The 15,823-nt window shown below is 74.9% G+C and carries 18 protein-coding genes; 12 read left to right on the plus strand and 6 right to left on the minus strand.

Translation table 11 applies throughout. The features are described from left to right. The 6 genes from ACIQPQ_RS10550 to ACIQPQ_RS10575 are packed head-to-tail and all read left to right on the plus strand — an operon-like array spanning window position 1 to window position 4,537. On the plus strand, window positions 1-963 hold the full coding sequence (locus ACIQPQ_RS10550) for a NifU family protein (RefSeq protein WP_401302359.1): 963 nt from the start codon (window positions 1-3) through the stop codon (window positions 961-963). Continuing rightward, a complete protein-coding gene (locus tag ACIQPQ_RS10555) occupies window positions 960-1,607 on the plus strand; it encodes a DUF5947 family protein (RefSeq protein WP_401302360.1) in 648 nt (215 codons plus the stop codon). Before ACIQPQ_RS10550 ends, ACIQPQ_RS10555 begins: the two co-directional genes overlap by 4 nt. Further along, window positions 1,604-2,251 (plus strand): DUF6084 family protein, encoded by a 648-nt coding sequence (locus ACIQPQ_RS10560; protein ID WP_401302362.1) that lies wholly within the window; start codon window positions 1,604-1,606, stop codon window positions 2,249-2,251. Before ACIQPQ_RS10555 ends, ACIQPQ_RS10560 begins: the two co-directional genes overlap by 4 nt. Next, window positions 2,248-3,840, plus strand: a complete 1,593-nt coding sequence (locus ACIQPQ_RS10565; RefSeq protein ID WP_401302364.1) for a hypothetical protein — start codon at window positions 2,248-2,250, stop codon at window positions 3,838-3,840. Before ACIQPQ_RS10560 ends, ACIQPQ_RS10565 begins: the two co-directional genes overlap by 4 nt. Then, a complete protein-coding gene (locus ACIQPQ_RS10570; protein WP_401302366.1) occupies window positions 3,837-4,418 on the plus strand; it encodes a hydrogenase maturation protease in 582 nt (193 codons plus the stop codon). Before ACIQPQ_RS10565 ends, ACIQPQ_RS10570 begins: the two co-directional genes overlap by 4 nt. A gap of 2 nt (window positions 4,419-4,420) precedes the next feature. After that, window positions 4,421-4,537 (plus strand): DUF6893 family small protein, encoded by a 117-nt coding sequence (locus ACIQPQ_RS10575; protein ID WP_383772866.1) that lies wholly within the window; start codon window positions 4,421-4,423, stop codon window positions 4,535-4,537. On the opposite strand, the gene ACIQPQ_RS10580 is transcribed toward ACIQPQ_RS10575, so the two are convergent. Further along, complete coding sequence (locus ACIQPQ_RS10580) at window positions 4,513-5,007, minus strand: helix-turn-helix transcriptional regulator (protein ID WP_401302368.1); 495 nt, start codon at window positions 5,005-5,007, stop codon at window positions 4,513-4,515. The genes ACIQPQ_RS10575 and ACIQPQ_RS10580 overlap by 25 nt on opposite strands. Window positions 5,008-5,084: 77 nt before the next feature. Between ACIQPQ_RS10580 and ACIQPQ_RS10585 the strand changes: the two genes are divergently transcribed. The 6 genes from ACIQPQ_RS10585 (at window position 5,085) to hypE (ending at window position 11,429) form a co-directional block, all read left to right on the plus strand. Next, the gene (locus tag ACIQPQ_RS10585; protein WP_401302370.1) at window positions 5,085-5,480 is read left to right on the plus strand and encodes a hydrogenase maturation nickel metallochaperone HypA; all 396 of its coding nucleotides are present in this window, start codon (window positions 5,085-5,087) and stop codon (window positions 5,478-5,480) included. Window positions 5,481-5,483: 3 nt separating this feature from the next. Continuing rightward, entirely contained in the window at window positions 5,484-6,254 is a 771-nt protein-coding gene (gene hypB, locus ACIQPQ_RS10590; protein ID WP_401302372.1) for a hydrogenase nickel incorporation protein HypB, read from the plus strand. Beyond that, window positions 6,251-8,689 (plus strand): carbamoyltransferase HypF, encoded by a 2,439-nt coding sequence (gene hypF, locus ACIQPQ_RS10595; protein WP_401302374.1) that lies wholly within the window; start codon window positions 6,251-6,253, stop codon window positions 8,687-8,689. The genes hypB and hypF overlap by 4 nt, the downstream gene beginning before the upstream one ends. Before the next feature lie 10 nt (window positions 8,690-8,699). Further along, entirely contained in the window at window positions 8,700-9,056 is a 357-nt protein-coding gene (locus tag ACIQPQ_RS10600; protein WP_401302375.1) for a HypC/HybG/HupF family hydrogenase formation chaperone, read from the plus strand. Then, window positions 9,053-10,258 carry a hydrogenase formation protein HypD gene (gene hypD / locus ACIQPQ_RS10605; protein ID WP_401302377.1) on the plus strand — a complete coding sequence of 402 codons (1,206 nt, stop codon included), beginning with the start codon at window positions 9,053-9,055 and terminating at the stop codon, window positions 10,256-10,258. The genes ACIQPQ_RS10600 and hypD overlap by 4 nt, the downstream gene beginning before the upstream one ends. Before the next feature lie 181 nt (window positions 10,259-10,439). Continuing rightward, window positions 10,440-11,429: a hydrogenase expression/formation protein HypE gene (gene hypE / locus ACIQPQ_RS10610; RefSeq protein ID WP_401302682.1), complete on the plus strand. Its 990-nt coding sequence runs from the start codon at window positions 10,440-10,442 to the stop codon at window positions 11,427-11,429. 31 nt (window positions 11,430-11,460) lie between these two features. On the opposite strand, the gene ACIQPQ_RS10615 is transcribed toward hypE, so the two are convergent. From ACIQPQ_RS10615 to ACIQPQ_RS10635, 5 genes are all read right to left on the minus strand, one after another. Continuing rightward, on the minus strand, window positions 11,461-13,407 hold the full coding sequence (locus ACIQPQ_RS10615; RefSeq protein WP_401302379.1) for a glycoside hydrolase family 5 protein: 1,947 nt from the start codon (window positions 13,405-13,407) through the stop codon (window positions 11,461-11,463). A gap of 177 nt (window positions 13,408-13,584) precedes the next feature. Then, window positions 13,585-14,466 (minus strand): Rieske 2Fe-2S domain-containing protein, encoded by an 882-nt coding sequence (locus ACIQPQ_RS10620; protein WP_401302380.1) that lies wholly within the window; start codon window positions 14,464-14,466, stop codon window positions 13,585-13,587. Window positions 14,467-14,609: 143 nt separating this feature from the next. After that, the gene (locus ACIQPQ_RS10625; RefSeq protein ID WP_401302382.1) at window positions 14,610-15,005 is read right to left on the minus strand and encodes a hypothetical protein; all 396 of its coding nucleotides are present in this window, start codon (window positions 15,003-15,005) and stop codon (window positions 14,610-14,612) included. A gap of 132 nt (window positions 15,006-15,137) precedes the next feature. Beyond that, window positions 15,138-15,581, minus strand: a complete 444-nt coding sequence (locus tag ACIQPQ_RS10630; RefSeq protein WP_401302384.1) for a gas vesicle protein K — start codon at window positions 15,579-15,581, stop codon at window positions 15,138-15,140. Next, complete coding sequence (locus ACIQPQ_RS10635; protein ID WP_401302385.1) at window positions 15,578-15,817, minus strand: gas vesicle protein; 240 nt, start codon at window positions 15,815-15,817, stop codon at window positions 15,578-15,580. Before ACIQPQ_RS10635 ends, ACIQPQ_RS10630 begins: the two co-directional genes overlap by 4 nt. Between the last annotated feature and the right edge of the window lie 6 nt (window positions 15,818-15,823).

The raw sequence follows: 15,823 nt of genomic DNA on the forward strand, positions 1-15,823 counted from the left end.
ATGGCCGGACAGGAGACGGGCGAGCGGGTCGCCGCCCTCCTCGACGAACTGGCGCGCACCCCCGACCCGCGGGTCCGGGCGACCGCCGACGAACTGGTGCGCACGCTCGTCGAGTTCTACGGCGAGGGCCTCGCCCGCACGGTACGGCTGCTCGGCGCGGCCCCGGCCGGGTCCGACCCGCTGGCCGTGCTGACCGCCGACGAACTCGTCGCGGACCTGCTGATCCTGCACGACCTGCACCCCGAGGACACCCTCACCCGCGTCGAGCACGCCCTCGACAAGGTACGGCCGTATCTCGGCTCCCACGCGGGCGACGTGGACGTCCTCGGCCTGGACGAGGGCACCGGACTGGACGCGGGCACCGGCCCGGCCGACGGTGGCGCGGACGGCCCGGTGCTGCGGCTGCGGCTGCGCGGCAGTTGCGAGGGCTGTCCCTCGTCGACGCAGACCGTGCGCTGGACCATCGAGGAGGCCGTGGCCCGCGCCGCGCCCGAGATCGCCCGGATCGAGGTGGAGGGCGCGATCGGCGAACCGGCCGACGGGGCGGGGCCGTTGCTCCAGATCCTGCCCCGGCCGCCCGAGGACGCGCCCGGCCCCGCCGCACCCCCGGCGGACCCCGGACCGGCGCCCGGCCCCGCGCACTGGCACCCCGTCGGCGCGGACCGCCTGCCCGCGCCCGGCCGTACCTCGGGCACCGCGCGCGTCGACGGCACCCCGCTGCTCTTCGTGCGGCTGCCGGGCGGCCTCTACGCCTACCGGGACGCCTGCCCGGCCTGCGGCGCCGGACTGGCCGGGGCGGCGCTCGCCGGGGAGCTGCTGCGCTGCGCGGACTGCGGCGCCGAGTACGACGTACGGCACGCGGGCGCGGGCCGCCGGGGGCACCTCGACCCGCTGCCGCTGCTGGAGGAGGCGGCGGGCGGGGTGCGGGTGGCGCTGCCGGAGCGGGCGGGGGCGGTGTCGTGACGGCCGACGTGCTGCGGCAGTTCACCCGGCGGCCCCCGCCGCCCGGGGAGCGGTGCGAGCTGTGCGGGGAGCCGCTGCCCGCCGAGCACCGGCACCTCGTCGACACCGAGCGGCGCGCCCTGAAGTGCGTGTGCCCGGCCTGCCATCTGCTGCTGGACCGTCCCGGTGCCGGACGGGGCCGCTCCCCCGCCGGTCAGGGCCGCTTCCGCGCCGTACCGGACCGGTATCTCGTCGACCCGGGGTTCCGGCTCGGCGAACAGGACCGGGCGCGGCTCCAGATCCCCGTGGGGCTCGCCTTCTTCCTGCGGAACTCCGCGCTGGAGCGGCTGTGCGCGTTCTATCCGAGCCCGGCGGGCGCCACCGAGAGCGAACTCGACCCGGCCACCTGGGACGAGGTCATCGGCCGCACCCCGCTGGCCGCGCTGCTGGAACCCGACGTGGAGGCCCTCCTCGTCCACCAGGAGCGCGGCGGGCCCACCCTGTGCGCGCTGGTGCCGGTCGACGTCTGCTATGAGCTGGTGGGCCGGATGCGGCTGCACTGGAAGGGCTTCGACGGCGGCTCCGAGGCACGGGCCGACCTCGCCGCGTTCTTCGAGCGCGTCCGCGCCGCCGCCCGGCCGGTGGGACCGGAGGCCGCGCCGTGACCGACCTGGACATCACCTGCACCGGTGTCCGCGTCGAGCCGTTCGGCGCCGGGCCCACCCTCCTGTTCGGGCTGCGGATCGAGGAGATCGACCACCAGGCCGTGCACGCGATCGCGCTGCGCTGCCAGCTCCGCGTCGAGCCCGCCCGCCGCACCTACGCCCCGGAGGAGACCGACATGCTCGCCGACCTGTTCGGGGAGCCCGGCCGCTGGGACACCACCCTCAAACCGCTCCAGTTCGCGCACGCCTCGATCGCCGTGCCCGGCTTCACCGGCGTCACCGAGGTCGACCTGCCGGTGCCCTGCACCTACGACACCGAGGTGGCCTCCGCGTCCTACTTCCGCGCCCTCGCCCAGGGTGAGATCCCGCTGCTGATGCTGTACTCGGGCACGGTGTTCACCGGGCGCGGCGGGTTCCGCGCCGAGCCGATCCCCTGGCACAAGGAGTCCTCGTTCCGGATGCCGGTCCAGGTGTGGCGGCAGATGATCGAGGACTACTTCCCGGGCACCGGCTGGATACGGGTGCGCGACGACTGCCTGGACGCGCTGCGCCGCTACCGGTCGGCGCACGCCCTGCCGTCCTGGGAGCAGGTCTTCACCGAGCTGCTCGCCGCCGCCGAGGCCCGCGGGGGGCGGCCGTCGTGACCGGCGCCCGCGGCACCCCGGACCCACTGGCCGCGGCCCGCGCGGTCGCCGACGCCGTCCTGTACGAGGGCTACGTCCTCTACCCCTACCGGGCGTCGGCCGCCAAGAACCGGCTGCGCTGGCAGTTCGGGGTGCTCGTGCCGCCCGCCGCGGACACCGGAGGCGAACCGGACGCGCTGCGCGCCGAGTGCCTGCTGGAGCCGCGCTCGGCCCGTGAGGTGTCGGTGGAGCTGCGCTTCCTGCGGGTCTGGCGGCGCACGGTGGAGCGCCGGGCGGCGGACGGCACGTACACCGAGGTGCCCGAGCTGGAGCTGCCGGACCGCGTACTCGTCCCGTGGGAGGAGGGCACCGAGGAGACGGTCCGCATCCACCTCCCGGCCCGCGCCACGACGGGCGACGACGACACCACCGGGACCACCCGGACCGCTCCGACCGCTCCGACCGCCGGAACCGGCGAGGGGGTCGAGGACTGGGATGTCGCCTTCGACCTCCCCGCCGACCGCCGCAGCGAACCGGTCGAGGACGCGGCCGGGCGGGCCGTCGGGCGGCTGGTCCGGCGCGCCGGGCGGGTCACCGGCACGCTGAGCCCCGCGCTGACGGAACTCCCCGGCCCCTACCGGGTGCTGCGGCTGACGGTCACGGTGCGCAACACGACGCCCGCCGACCGGTCCGGCCCCGACCGCGCCCCGGCCCTCGCCCACTCCCTCGTCGGCGCGCACCTGCTGCTCGCAGTGCCCGGCGGACGCTTCCTGTCGATGACCGACCCGCCCGAGTGGGCCCGCGCCGAGGTCGCGGCGTGCCGCAACGACCACACCTGGCCGGTGCTGGCGGGCGCCGGGGGCGGCGACGACGTCGTCCTGTCGGCGCCGATCATCCTGGCCGACCATCCGGCGCTCGCCGAGGAGAGCCCCGGCCCGCTCTACGACGCCACCGAGATCGACGAGATCCTGTCGCTGCGTACGGCGGCCCTGACCGACCGGGAGAAGCGGGAGGCCCGCGGCACCGACCCGCGCGCGGCCGAGGTGATCGACCTGGTCGACGCGATGCCCGCCGCCGTACGGGACCGGTTGCACGGCGCGATCCGTGAACTGCGCGACGTCGACGGGGAGACGGAAGCCCGGTCCGGGCCGGAGCGGGCGGCCGGCCCCGGGCCGGCGGAGAGCGGCGGCCGCCCCGATCCGTCGGCCGCGGCCGACGGGCCCGTGCCGCGCCTGGCGCTGCCCGACGGGCCGGGGCATCCGTGGTGGGACCCGGCGCGCGACGGCCTCGGGGCGGGTTCCGGGGCGGGAGAGGGGCACGGGCCGGGGAGCGGGGAGCCGCCCGACACCGTCGTGGTGGACGGGGTGACCGTGGGCACCGGCAGCGCGGTCGTGCTGACGCCGGGCGCCCGCCGCAGCGACGCCCAGGACGTGTTCCTGCGCGGACGGCGCGCCACGGTCGAGGCGGTGGTGACCGACCTGGACGGCGAGACGCACCTCGCCGTGGTCCTGGACGACGATCCCGGCACCGACCTGCGCCGCGCCCAGGGCCGCTTTCTGTACTTCCGGCCCGACGAGGTCGTACCGGAGTCCGGCGGGAGGCCGTCGTGACCGGGGCCCCGGGCCCGGCCGGACCGCCGGGACCGTCCGTGCTGGTGGCCGGGGTCGGCAACGTCTTCCGGCGCGACGACGGGTTCGGCGTCGAGACCGTCGAACGGCTCGCCCTGCGCGGCCCCTCGGTGCTGCCGGACGGCGTCGAGCTGATGGACGCCGGCATCCGGGGCCTGCACCTGGCGTACCGCCTGCTGGACGGCTGCGCGACCCTCGTCCTGGTGGACGCGGTCCACCGCGACGGACCGCCCGGCACGCTCTACACCCTGGACGCCGGGCAGCTCCCGGCGGCGGATGGCACCCCCGCCGCCGCCGGGGACGAAGCCGAGGAACGGGCGCGGCCGGTGGCGATGGACGGCCACTCGATGGACCCGGCGGCCGTGCTGCGGCAGGCCCGTGGTCTGCGCGCCGCGGTGGGCGGCAGCCTGCCGGACCGGGTCTGGGTCGTCGGCTGCGAACCCGGGGACGTCGGCGACGGCCTCGGACTGACCCCGCCGGTGGCACGGGCCGTGGAACCGGCCGTCGACCTGGTGCTGCGGCTCACCCACGACATCACCCGCACACGGACGAGGAGTTGACCATGCACGCAAGTTCGGGCCTGACCTGGCTGGGCGTCGCGGTGGGCCTCGCGATCGCCTACGAGATGGCACGCAACCTGGCGGACGTCCGGCGCTACGTGCGGTTGCGGCGCATGTGATGCGGGCGCTCCGCGCGGTCCGCACGGCCGCTCCCCACGGAAGGCGCCCGCGGTCCCTTCCCGGGGCCGGGGTGCACCCCCGCGTCGGTGCCGGGACCGGTGGGCTCGGGACCGGTGCCGTCGGGGCCGGTCGCGTCGCGGAGTTGTCCGTACCGCTCCAGGAAGAGGTGGAGGACGCCGTGGAGTTCGCCGAGGCGGACGAAGGACAGGGCGAGTTCCATGGCGCCCTGGTGCGTGACGGTGTAGACGCGCCGGGCGGGTCCGTGGAAGGAGGCGTCCCAGGAGGAGGTCACCGAGCCGCACGCCTCCAGGCCGCGCAGCAGCCGGTAGACGTGGGCGGAGTCGACGTCCGTCCAGCCCATCGCGGCCAGCCTCCGGACCAGCTCGTAGCCGTGTCCCGGGCGCTCCGCCAGCAGCAGGAGCAGCACCGGGGGCAGCAGGCTGCGGCACTCGGCCTCGTGTGCGTCCATCGCCCTTCCAGCGTAACCAGGAGCCCGGCGCCGCACCGCTCCGCGCGGCGCCCCGCCCGGGGCGGGAGGTGAGGGGCGTGCACGAACTGGCGCTGGCCACGGCCGTCGTCGACGAGGTGGCGCCGCTCGCGGGCCCGGACCCGGTGCGCGCGCTGACGCTGCGGATCGGGGAGCTGGCGGCGGTCGTCCCCGAGGCGCTGGACCTGGCCTTCACGGTGGCCGCCGAGGGCACCGCGCTGGCGGGCGCCACGCTGCTGATCGAGACTGTGGAGGGACGGGCCCGTTGCGACGGCTGCGGCCGCGAGAGCCTGACCGGGATGCCTCCGGTGCTCTGGTGCGACGCGTGCGCCCTCCCGCTCGTCCTGCTCTCCGGCCGCGAACTGGAGATCGTCCGGCTGGTCACGGACCCGCCCGGTCCGGCACCGGCCCCCGGCACCGATCCCGACACGGAACACTCCATCTCCGGGAGGTAGACCATGTGCCGTTCGGTCGACCTGCACCGGGCCGTCCTCGCGAGGAACGACGAGCACGCGACCGCGCTCCGCCGCTATCTCGACGGGCGCGGCACGGTCGCCGTCAACCTGATGTCCAGCCCCGGCAGCGGCAAGACGGAGCTGCTGGAGGCGCTGCTGACCCGGGCGCGGGAGCGCGGCACGACGGTCGCGGCGGTCACCGCCGACCTCGCGACCGAGAACGACGCCCGCCGTCTGGCCCGGTCGCGGGCCCCGGTGCGGCAGATCCTCACGGACGGGCTGTGCCATCTGGAGGCCTCGATGCTCCAGGCCCGGCTGGAGCCCTGGCTGCCCGAGGGGACCCGGCTGCTGTTCGTGGAGAACGTCGGGAACCTGGTCTGCCCGGCCTCCTACGACCTCGGCGAGACGCTGCGGATCGTGCTGGTGTCGGTCACCGAGGGCGAGGACAAGCCGCTCAAGTACCCGGCCGCGTTCGGGCTCGCGCAGGTCGTCGTCGTCACGAAGACCGACCTCGCGGACGCCGTCGGCTTCGACCGGCCCGCGTTCCTGGACGGGGTGCGGCAGGTCAATCCGGGGGTGCCGGTCGTCGAGACGTCGGCCCGCACCGGTACGGGCGTGGACGCGCTGCTGGCCCGCGTCCTGGCCCACGCCGACGGGGACGCCGTACCGCACACGCCCGTCCTCGCGGCGCGGCACGAGGCGCACCTCCACCACCACGACCACGGAGCCCCTGCCCTGCCGGCCCCGGCGACCGGCCCGGCCGTCCCGTCATGAGCACGGCCCGCGCGCGCAGGCACGTCACCGTCCGGGGCGTCGTCCAGGGCGTCGGCTTCCGGCCGTACGTGCACGCGCTGGCGGCCGAGCACGGGCTGACCGGGTGGGTCGCCAACGACGCGCGGGGCGTGGACACCGAGGTCGAGGGCCCGGCGGCGGCCGTCGACGCGTTCTGCGCGGAGATCGGCACGCGGGCGCCGCCGCTCGCCGTCGTCGAGTCGGTCGACCATCACGCCGTACCGCCCGGCCACGACGACGGCTTCACGATCCGGCCCTCGGGCGGCGGCCCCGGCCGCACGCTGGTCTCCCCCGACACCGCGACCTGCGACGCGTGCCTGGCCGAGCTGGCCGACCCGGCCGACCGCCGCCACCGGCACCCGTTCGTCACCTGCACCCACTGCGGCCCGCGCTTCACGATCGTCACCGGCCTGCCCTACGACCGGGCGAACACCACCATGGCGGGCTTCCCGCTCTGTCCCGCCTGCGCCCGCGAGTACGCCGACCCCGCCGACCGGCGCTTCCACGCCCAGCCCGTCGCCTGCCCCGACTGCGGTCCCCGGCTCGCCCTGCTGCACACGCCGGGCGCCGCCCACCGCTTCCCCGGCGCGGTGGCGGGGCCGGGCGTGCTGCGGGACGGCGACGCGCTGCGGGAGGCCCGCCGGATGGTGGCGGACGGGGCCGTCGTCGCCGTCAAGGGGATCGGCGGCTACCACCTGGCCTGCGACGCCTCCGACCCGCTCGCTGTGCGGGCCCTGCGCAAGCGCAAGAACCGGGGCGCCAAGCCGTTCGCCGTCCTCGCCGACTCCCTCGCCACGGCGGAGCGCCTCGCCCACGTGGACGCGGCCGAGGGCGCCCTGCTGACCGGGCCGCGCAGGCCGGTCGTCCTGCTGCGCCGCCGCGATCCGTCGTCGCCGGAGATCGCCGCCGAGGTGGCGCCCGGCAGCCCCGACCTGGGCGTGCTGCTGCCGTACACGCCGCTGCACCGGCTGCTGCTCGGGCTGCCCGGCGATCCGCCCGGCCCGCGGGTCCTGGTCCTGACCAGCGGCAACCGGGCGGGCGAGCCGATCGTCACCGACGACGCGGAGGCGCTGGTCCGGCTGGACGGGCTCGCCGACGCCTGGCTGCTGCACGACCGGCCGATCCACGTGCCGTGCGACGACTCGGTCGTGCGGATCTGCGGCGGCGCGGAGCTGCCCGTGCGGCGCTCGCGCGGTTACGCCCCGCTGCCGGTCGCGCTGCCCGCGCCGGTCGTGCCCGCGCTGGCGGTGGGCGGCGATCTGAAGAACACGTTCTGCGTGGGCGGCGGGCGGTACGCCTGGCTGTCCGCGCACGTCGGCGACATGGACGACCTGGCCACGCTGACCGCCTTCGAGCGGGCCACCGCCCACCTGGCCGGCCTCACCTCGGTCACGCCCCGTCTGCTGGTCGCCGACCGCCACCCCGGCTACCGGTCGACGCGGTGGGCGCTGCGGGCGGGCCGGGAGCGCGGGCTGCCGGTGGTCCACGTGCAGCACCATCACGCGCATGTGGCCGCCGCGATGGCCGAGCACGGCCTCGACGGCGCCCGCCCGGTGATCGGCGTCGCCTTCGACGGCACCGGCTACGGCGACGACGGCGCGGTGTGGGGCGGCGAGGTGCTGCTCGCCGACTACGACGGCTACCGGCGGTTCGCGCATCTGCGGTATGTGCCGCTGCCGGGCGGCGACGCGGCCGTGCGCAATCCCTACCGGACGGCGCTCGCCCACCTGTGGGCGGCGGGCCTGCCCTGGTCGCCCGGCCTGCCCAGCGTCCGGCGCACCGACGAGAGCGAACGGTCGCTGCTGGAGCGCCAGTTGGAGCGCGGCGTGAACTGCGTCCCGACCTCCAGCATGGGCCGCCTCTTCGACGCGGTGTCCTCCCTGACCGGCACCCGCCACCGGGTCGCGTACGAGGCGCAGGCGGCGATGGAACTGGAGGGCGCGGCGCTGGCGGCGGAGCCGACGGGTGAGGCGGGGGGCGAGAGTGCCATAGGAGTTGGGGGTGCCGTGGGTGCTGAGGGCGCTTCGGTCTCTCAACCGGCGGGCGGGGCCTACCGGTTCGGGCTGTACCCGGAGTCCGCGGCGGCCGGGGCGCCGTTGCTGGCCGACCCGGGGCCGGTGCTCGCCGCCGTGGCCGCCGAGACGATCGCCGGGGTGCCGGCGGGCGTGGTCGCCCGGCGCTTCCACGACGCCGTCGTCACGCTGGTCCACGAGGTGTGCCGGGCGGCCCGCCGGGACACCGGGCTCGGCACGGTGGCGCTCTCCGGCGGGGTGTTCTGCAACACCCTGCTGGTCACGGGCTGCCGCGACGCGCTGGAACGGGACGGCTTCACCGTCCTCACGCACCGCAGGGTGCCCCCCAACGACGGCGGCCTGGCGCTCGGCCAGTTGATCGTCGCCGCCCGCACCGGAGAGTGAGGAGTCCGTCATGTGCCTTGCCGTACCCGGCCGAGTGCTGGAGATCGAGGAACGCGACGCGACCCGGATGGCCAAGGTGGACTTCGGCGGCGTCGTCAAGGACGTCTGCCTGGAGTACGTCCCGGACATGCGGGTCGGCGACTACGCGATCGTGCACGTGGGCTTCGCGCTGCAACGTCTGGACGAGGAGTCCGCCAAGCAGACCCTCGAACTCTTCGAGAACCTGGGGGTGTTGGAGGAGGAGTTCGGAGACGCGTGGGCCAAGGCCGCGCGGGATGCCGGTGCGGACGGCGTGCCGGCCGAGGGCGCCGGGCCGACCGGGTCCGTGAGGTCCGCGAGGTCCGCCGAGAAGGAGGGACGGCCGTGAAGTATCTGGACGAATTCAACGACCCGGTGCTCGCCGGGCGGCTCTTCGACGACATCCGGGCCGTCACCACCCGCCCGTGGGCGCTGATGGAGGTGTGCGGCGGGCAGACCCACTCGATCATCCGGCACGGCATCGACCAGTTGCTGCCCGACGAGATCGAACTCATCCACGGGCCCGGCTGCCCGGTGTGCGTGACCCCACTGGAGATCATCGACAAGGCGCTGGAGATCGCGGCCCGCCCGGACGTGGTGTTCTGCTCCTTCGGCGACATGCTGCGGGTGCCCGGCAGCGGTCGGGACCTGTTCAAGGTCAAGAGCGAGGGCGGTGACGTGCGGGTGGTGTACTCGCCACTGGACGCGCTGCGCGTCGCGCAGGAGAACCCCGACCGGCAGGTGGTGTTCTTCGGCATCGGCTTCGAGACCACCGCCCCGCCGAACGCGATGACCGTCTACCAGGCGAAGAAGCTCGGCATCACCAACTTCAGCCTGCTGGTCTCCCATGTGCGGGTGCCCCCGGCGATCGACGCCATCATGAACTCCCCGGACTGCCGGGTGCAAGGATTCCTCGCCGCCGGGCACGTCTGCACCGTCATGGGCACGGCCGAGTATCCCGAGCTGGCCGAACGGCACCGGGTGCCCATCGTGGTGACCGGCTTCGAACCGCTCGACATCCTGGAGGGAATCCGGCGTGCGGTGCGGCAGTTGGAGGCCGGACGGCACACCGTCGAGAACGCGTATCCGCGCGCCGTGCAGGAGGACGGCAGCCCGGCGGCGCAGGCCATGCTCTCCGACGTGTTCGAGGTGACCGACCGGGCCTGGCGCGGCATCGGCATGATCCCGCGCAGCGGCTGGCGGCTGTCGCCCAAGTACCGGGACTACGACGCCGAGTACCGTTTCGCGGTGGCCGACCTGCACACCAGCGAGTCCACGGTGTGCCGCAGCGGCGAGGTCCTCCAGGGGCTGATCAAGCCGCACGAGTGCGCCGCGTTCGGCAAGGAGTGCACCCCACGCAATCCGCTCGGCGCCACCATGGTCTCCAGCGAGGGCGCGTGCGCCGCCTACTACCTGTACCGCAGGCTCCAGTTGCCGGTCACCGCCGCCCCCGCGGAGCCGGGCACACGCGGGAGGAAGAAGGAACACCAGGAACGGAAGGAGCACGAGAAGCAGAAGGCGCAGAAGGAGGAGGCGCGTTCCCTTGGCTGACACGAGGACGGATCACGACACGGCCGACGTGACGGACACGAGCGACAGGACCAGCAGTGCCGGCAAAACCAACAAGGCCGACAGCGGCGACCGGGCCGACGGGGGGCGGGAGACGGCCGTCCCGGCCGACTTCTCCGGCTGGACCTGTCCCGCGCCGCTGCGCGACCACGACCGGATCGTCATGGGGCACGGCGGGGGCGGCACCCTCTCCGCCGAACTGGTCGAGCACCTCTTCGCCCCGGCGTTCGGCAACGACACCCTGGCCGAACTGGGCGACTCCGCGCGGCTGCCCGCCTCCGGTGAGCGGCTCGCCTTCTCCACCGACTCGTTCGTCGTCCGCCCGCTGTTCTTCCCCGGCGGCAGCATCGGGGACCTGGCGGTCAACGGGACCGTCAACGACCTGGCGATGTCCGGCGCCCGCCCGGCCTACCTGTCCTGCGGGTTCATCCTGGAGGAGGGCGTCCCGCTGGACGTGGTCGCCGCGGTGGCCCGCGCGTTCGGGGAGGCGGCGCGCCGGGCCGGGGTCACCGTGGTCACCGGGGACACCAAGGTGGTCGAGGCCGGGCACGGGGACGGCGTCTTCATCAACACGTCCGGCATCGGGTACGTCCCCGACGGCGTCGACATCCGCCCGCAGCGGGCGGCGCCGGACGACGTCGTGCTGGTCAGCGGGGCGATCGGGGTGCACGGGGTGGCGATCATGAGTGTGCGGGAGGGCCTGGAGTTCGGGGTGGCGATCGAGAGCGACACAGCCCCGCTGGGCGGTCTGGTGGCGGAACTGCTGGCGGTCTGCCCGGACGTGCACGTGCTGCGCGACCCGACGCGCGGCGGGCTCGCGACCACGCTCAACGAGATCGCGGGCGCCTCCGGGGTCGGTGTGGCCCTGGTCGAGAACGACCTCCCGGTGCCGGACACGGTCGCCAACGCCTGCGCCTTCCTCGGCCTCGACCCGCTGTACGTCGCCAACGAGGGCAAGCTGGTCGCGTTCGTGCCCCCGGACCGGGCCGACGCCTGCCTCGCCGCCCTGCGGGCCCACCCGCTGGGGAGGGAGGCGGTGGCGATCGGCCGGTGCGTGCCGGACCATCCGGGCATGGTCGTCTCCGCGACCGGCCTGGGCGGCACCCGTGTCGTGGACACCCCGCTGGGCGAGCAACTCCCCCGGATCTGCTGAGTGTTCCCCCGCGCCCACCCTCCCGCGGCGGTCAGGGCCGCAGCGGTCCGCAGAGCAGGGCCGCCGGTCCCTGCCTGCTGCCCACGCGGGTGGTGAAGGCGATGCCCGCCGCGAACTCGTCAGAGGCGCACTGGCCCTTGTAGCGGCCCGGCGCGAACTCGCCGCCGACGCCGTCGGCGGGCCTGTTGTCGGACCGGTCGAACCAGACGGTCCGGGCCGGGCGGCCGAGGGCGGTCCGGGCGGGCGCGCACAGCGCCGCCGAGACGCGCTCCCCGCGACGGCTGTAGCCGATGAGGAACTGGCCCGCCGGGCACTGGAGTTTCGTGTAGCCGCCGGCCCAGTCGCCGCCCGCCGGGACATGCCGCTCGTCGGTGACGACGGTCTGCGCGGTGCCGGTGGCCCGCAGGTCCCCGGCGCCCGCGTCGATGCACAGCCCGCGCCCGCCGGTGCTGCTGAGCCCGGCCAGCCGCAGGCCGTCGGGGCAGGCCGCCTTCGACGCCCCGGAGTCCCAGTCGCCGCTCGCGCGCACCCGCAGCGACCGTACGTCGTCGCCGCGGTCGGTGGTGAGCATCCGCCAGTCGGCGACCGGCTGGACCTGCCCGGTGCGGCTCGGCGCGGTCATCAGCCGCTGCCAGCCCGTACCGCGCCAGTCCCCGCCGTCGAGGAGGCCGTGGCGGCGCCCGGCGGTGTCGTAGCGCAGCAGCGCCCAGTCGTCGTGGCCCTCCCAGCCGACCAGGGGCCAGTAGGCGAAGTCGGCGTCGTGGTCGGCGAAGTAGTCGGTGAGGTTGCCGAACCAGGCACGGGCGGCGGTGCCGTTCTCGCCGCTGCCGATGCCGAACTCGCTGATCCACACCGGCGCGGTGTGGTGCCGTCCCTCGGTGGTGACGAAGAAGGCCTGGTCGGTGAGGGTCTGGAAGAGCTGGTCGCGGGTGAGGTCCTGGTAGCGGGGGTCGCTGGTCTCGCCGATGCCGGTGGCGCCGCTGTGCCGGGGGCCGGTGTAGCCGTAGAAGTGCGCGGAGTACACGAGCTTGTGGGAGGCGAGGAGGGTGTGGGAGAGGGTGCGGACCGGGGCGAGGGTGGGCCGCTCGTGGGGCAGCCCGTCGACGGGCAGGCCGGTCCAATTGATGCCCTCGACGACGATCAGCAGATCAGGGTTGGCCTCGGTGAGGATGCGGTCGGCGGCGAGCCGGGAGGCGGCGAACCAGTCGTGGGCATCGCCGAGGCCCCAGTTGGGGTCGTCGAGGATGTCGCGCCGGACCTCGTTGTAGAGGTCGGCGCCCACCACACGCGGGTCGGCGGCGTACCGGCGCGCCATGAACACCCAGTCGTCGACCCATCGTTCGGTGGTCTGGCTGCTGTTCCAGCGCTCGTTGCCGTCCACCCCGCAGCACCAACGGCTCGTGTTGGTGTGGTTGTTGAGGATCACCGCGAATCCGGCGCCGGTGAGCGCGGACACGGTGGCGTCGAAGACCTGGAGCGGGGTCCTGCCGCGCAGGGCCGGGTTGGCGGCGACCGCCGCGTCCGGGACGGGGTCCGTCGCCCGGATCATCTCGTTGGAGAACGGCAACCGGATGCTGTTGACGCCGAGTTCACGGAAGTCGGCGAGGAGCCGGGCCATCGGCACCCGGTCCAGGCCGAGCGGGATGCCGTTCGCGTTCTGGCCCGCGTGGTGGTTGGCGGGGTCGGCGGTGTCGCCGCTGCCGTTCCAGGAGCCCTGCGCGCCGTCCCAGTTGGCCGACTTGAGCCGGAACCGGTCACCTCGCGCGTCCACCACCCACCGGCCACGGGTGGACAGCGGCGGCTGCCAGGCGTCGAGGGCGGGGGCCTGGGCCGTGGCGTGAGCGGGGGCCACCGCGTCGGTGGCGGAGGTGGTCCCGGCCACCGTCCGGGGAGCGGCGCCCGAGGTGGGCGCAGCAAGGGACAGACAGAGCAGCGCGACCGCCGCCGCTGTCAGGTTCTTGACAAGCCTGGTCGACATCCTGGTCCTCTGGGGGCACGGGGTGGGGTGAGCCGACGAACGACGGCTGCCACCCTATGGGGGATTGCCCCCGAGGTCGACGGCACGGGCCCGAAAGGTCCGGACGAAGTCCCGTACTGGTCAAGCGAGTTCGCGCGGAATGTCTTCGCCGTCGGCAGGTGACGGCATCGGCGGCCGTCAGGTCAGCCGGACGTCGACGTGTCCGTCCCTGACACGGGTGTCGAAGGCGGGCTGCGGTGCGGTCGCGGGCCCGCGGACGTTCCAGCCGTCCGTGAGGCGGAAGGCGCTGCCGTGCCAGGGACAGCTGACGCAGCCGTCGACGAGTTCCCCCTCGGAGAGCGGACCGGCCAGGTGGCTGCACCGGTCGGCCAGCGCGTGGATCTCGCCGCCGGACTCGCGGACCACCAGCACCGGAACGTCGTCCACGCTCCGCCGTACGGCTGTGTCCAGCGGGAACTCCGCCACCGCGCCCACCGGGTGCCAGCCCTCGCTCACGACGTGCGGCACCTCTTCGGCGTGGTTGGCGCCCGCGGCCTGCCGGTACGCGAGGTGGCCCCCGAGCATGCCGCCGACGCCGACCGCCGTGAGGCCCATCAGCCCATAGGCGCGGCCCTTGCCGCCGTGTCCGGTGACGCGGTACAGGAGCGACGCGGTGTAGAGACCGACGGCGGCCGTGTTGGCGAGGGCGTGCACCAGGCCGACCCGGGATTGGGGCCGCAGCAGTTCCGCCCAGTCGACGGCGCCGGTCACCAGCGCGGGCACCGCACCCGCCAGCCCGACCCCGACCAGGAGACCGGCCTCGCGGTCCCGGCCGGGAAGGGCGTCGAGGACGGCCGCGGAGAGCCAGCTGCCGACCGGTACCTGCACGGCGATCGGATGGACGGGGTGGCCGAGCCACCGACCGTGCAGAAGGTCCCGGCCGCGCCCCAGCGGAACCGCGCGGACCGCCTTGCCGAGAACGTCGATCAAGGGGTCGGCCCGCTCTTCACGCTCGACACGGTCGAGGAGCCACAGCAGTCGGCTCTGCCCCTCCGGACGGGCGGCTGGCGTCGTGTTCATGCTCTGCCGGGTTACCCACCCTTCACGACACAAACAACACCAAGAGCCCAAAAGGAACATGCCGGACGGACACCCGACCAGGACACGGGACCGGCGTGCCTCAAGCCCCTGCCGCATACCGCGCGCCGTATGCCGTATGCCCGTCAGGCTGCCGCAGCGAAGGCCGCCGCGATGGCGGTGTCGGTCCGGGCGTGGACGACCATGCGATGGCCTCCCCCGGCAGGGGCCCCGGCGGCCCCGTCCGCAGGCGCACAGGTGGCGGTGGCGGTGCCCGCTTCGAGCAGCCGCCGGTCGGCCGCGCGGTGCGAGACGACCGACATCAGCACCCCGGAGGAGGCACAGAAGCGGTGCGCTTGTATGACGGCGTCGACCGCCGTGCCGCCGGTGCCGGATGCCTCCAGCACCACCACGACCGGCATCGGCCGATGGGCGAGGACGAGGGCGCTGATGTCGGCGGCCAGGCGGGCGGGCCCTTCGGCGCCGGGCGGCCCGTGGACCGTCACGACCAGGACCCCGCCTTCCAGCACGTGAGACAGCATGCCCGCGTTCCTCCGATTCTCCGGTGGTTCAGGTCCGGCCGGTGTCGACTCGGCCGGAGTCCGTGCAGGGCGGGAGTACCCGAAGCGCCTCCCGCGAATCCTGGCCGGTCGGCCACGCGTTCGATCGGCGGGTCAGTCGGGTGGGGTGAGCAAGGGTCCGAGCGGGCCGAGGTCGAGGTTGAGGTCGGCGAGGGTTAGCCCGTGTTCGGCGCACAGGCCCTCCATGCGGTCGTGCAGGACCATCAGCGTCATGCCGAGGCGTTCCTCCTGGTCCTCGGTGAGATCACCCTGGTCGACGCGGTGCAGCGCCTGCCGTTCCATGAGCTGGCGCAGCAGTTCCACGACGGTCAGGACCAGCCGCATGAGGTCCTGTTCCACGGTGTCGGGGTCGGTGGTGATGCGACGGGTCGGCGTGGAGGCCGGTGCCCGCGGCGGACCGGGCGCGACGGCCGGGAGCCGCCGCAGCGCCCGGTCCACGGCCTCGGCGACGTCCTCTCCCCGCCTCGCGGCACGGCCTGCGCCGTGCGGGCCGCGCGCCGCTCCGCTGGGCGCCACGCCGTCGTCGGCCGTGTTCACCGCCGCACCGTTCCGTCCGCGTCCGGGGGCGGTGCCCAGGGTGACGGGGTCGACGGCCCGATCGACACGACGAGGGCACGCAGCGACACCCGTACGAGGTCGATGTCCGCGACGGAGAGCACCACGTCGCCGGTGATGACGGCTCCGCCGGAGAGCAGTCGGTCCAGCAGGTCGATCAGCGCGACCTGGCGGCCGGGCAGCGGACCGTCCGGACCCTCCGGGTCGGCCCGGTCCACCTGCCC

It is taken from the genome of Streptomyces sp. NPDC091281, from assembly GCF_044757425.1.
GTDB lineage: Bacteria > Actinomycetota > Actinomycetes > Streptomycetales > Streptomycetaceae > Streptomyces.

Coding starts and splice junctions, on each gene's coding strand:
- ACIQPQ_RS10550 (WP_401302359.1), top strand. CDS start 1: ATGGCCGGACAGGAGACGGGCGAGCGGGTCGCCGCCCTCCTCGACGAA.
- ACIQPQ_RS10600 (WP_401302375.1), top strand. CDS start 8,700: ATGTGCCTTGCCGTACCCGGCCGAGTGCTGGAGATCGAGGAACGCGAC.
- ACIQPQ_RS10615 (WP_401302379.1), bottom strand. CDS start 13,407: ATGTCGACCAGGCTTGTCAAGAACCTGACAGCGGCGGCGGTCGCGCTG.
- ACIQPQ_RS10575 (WP_383772866.1), top strand. CDS start 4,421: ATGCACGCAAGTTCGGGCCTGACCTGGCTGGGCGTCGCGGTGGGCCTC.
- hypF (WP_401302374.1), top strand. CDS start 6,251: ATGAGCACGGCCCGCGCGCGCAGGCACGTCACCGTCCGGGGCGTCGTC.
- hypE (WP_401302682.1), top strand. CDS start 10,440: ATGGGGCACGGCGGGGGCGGCACCCTCTCCGCCGAACTGGTCGAGCAC.
- ACIQPQ_RS10620 (WP_401302380.1), bottom strand. CDS start 14,466: ATGAACACGACGCCAGCCGCCCGTCCGGAGGGGCAGAGCCGACTGCTG.
- hypB (WP_401302372.1), top strand. CDS start 5,484: ATGTGCCGTTCGGTCGACCTGCACCGGGCCGTCCTCGCGAGGAACGAC.
- ACIQPQ_RS10580 (WP_401302368.1), bottom strand. CDS start 5,007: ATGGACGCACACGAGGCCGAGTGCCGCAGCCTGCTGCCCCCGGTGCTG.
- ACIQPQ_RS10625 (WP_401302382.1), bottom strand. CDS start 15,005: ATGCTGTCTCACGTGCTGGAAGGCGGGGTCCTGGTCGTGACGGTCCAC.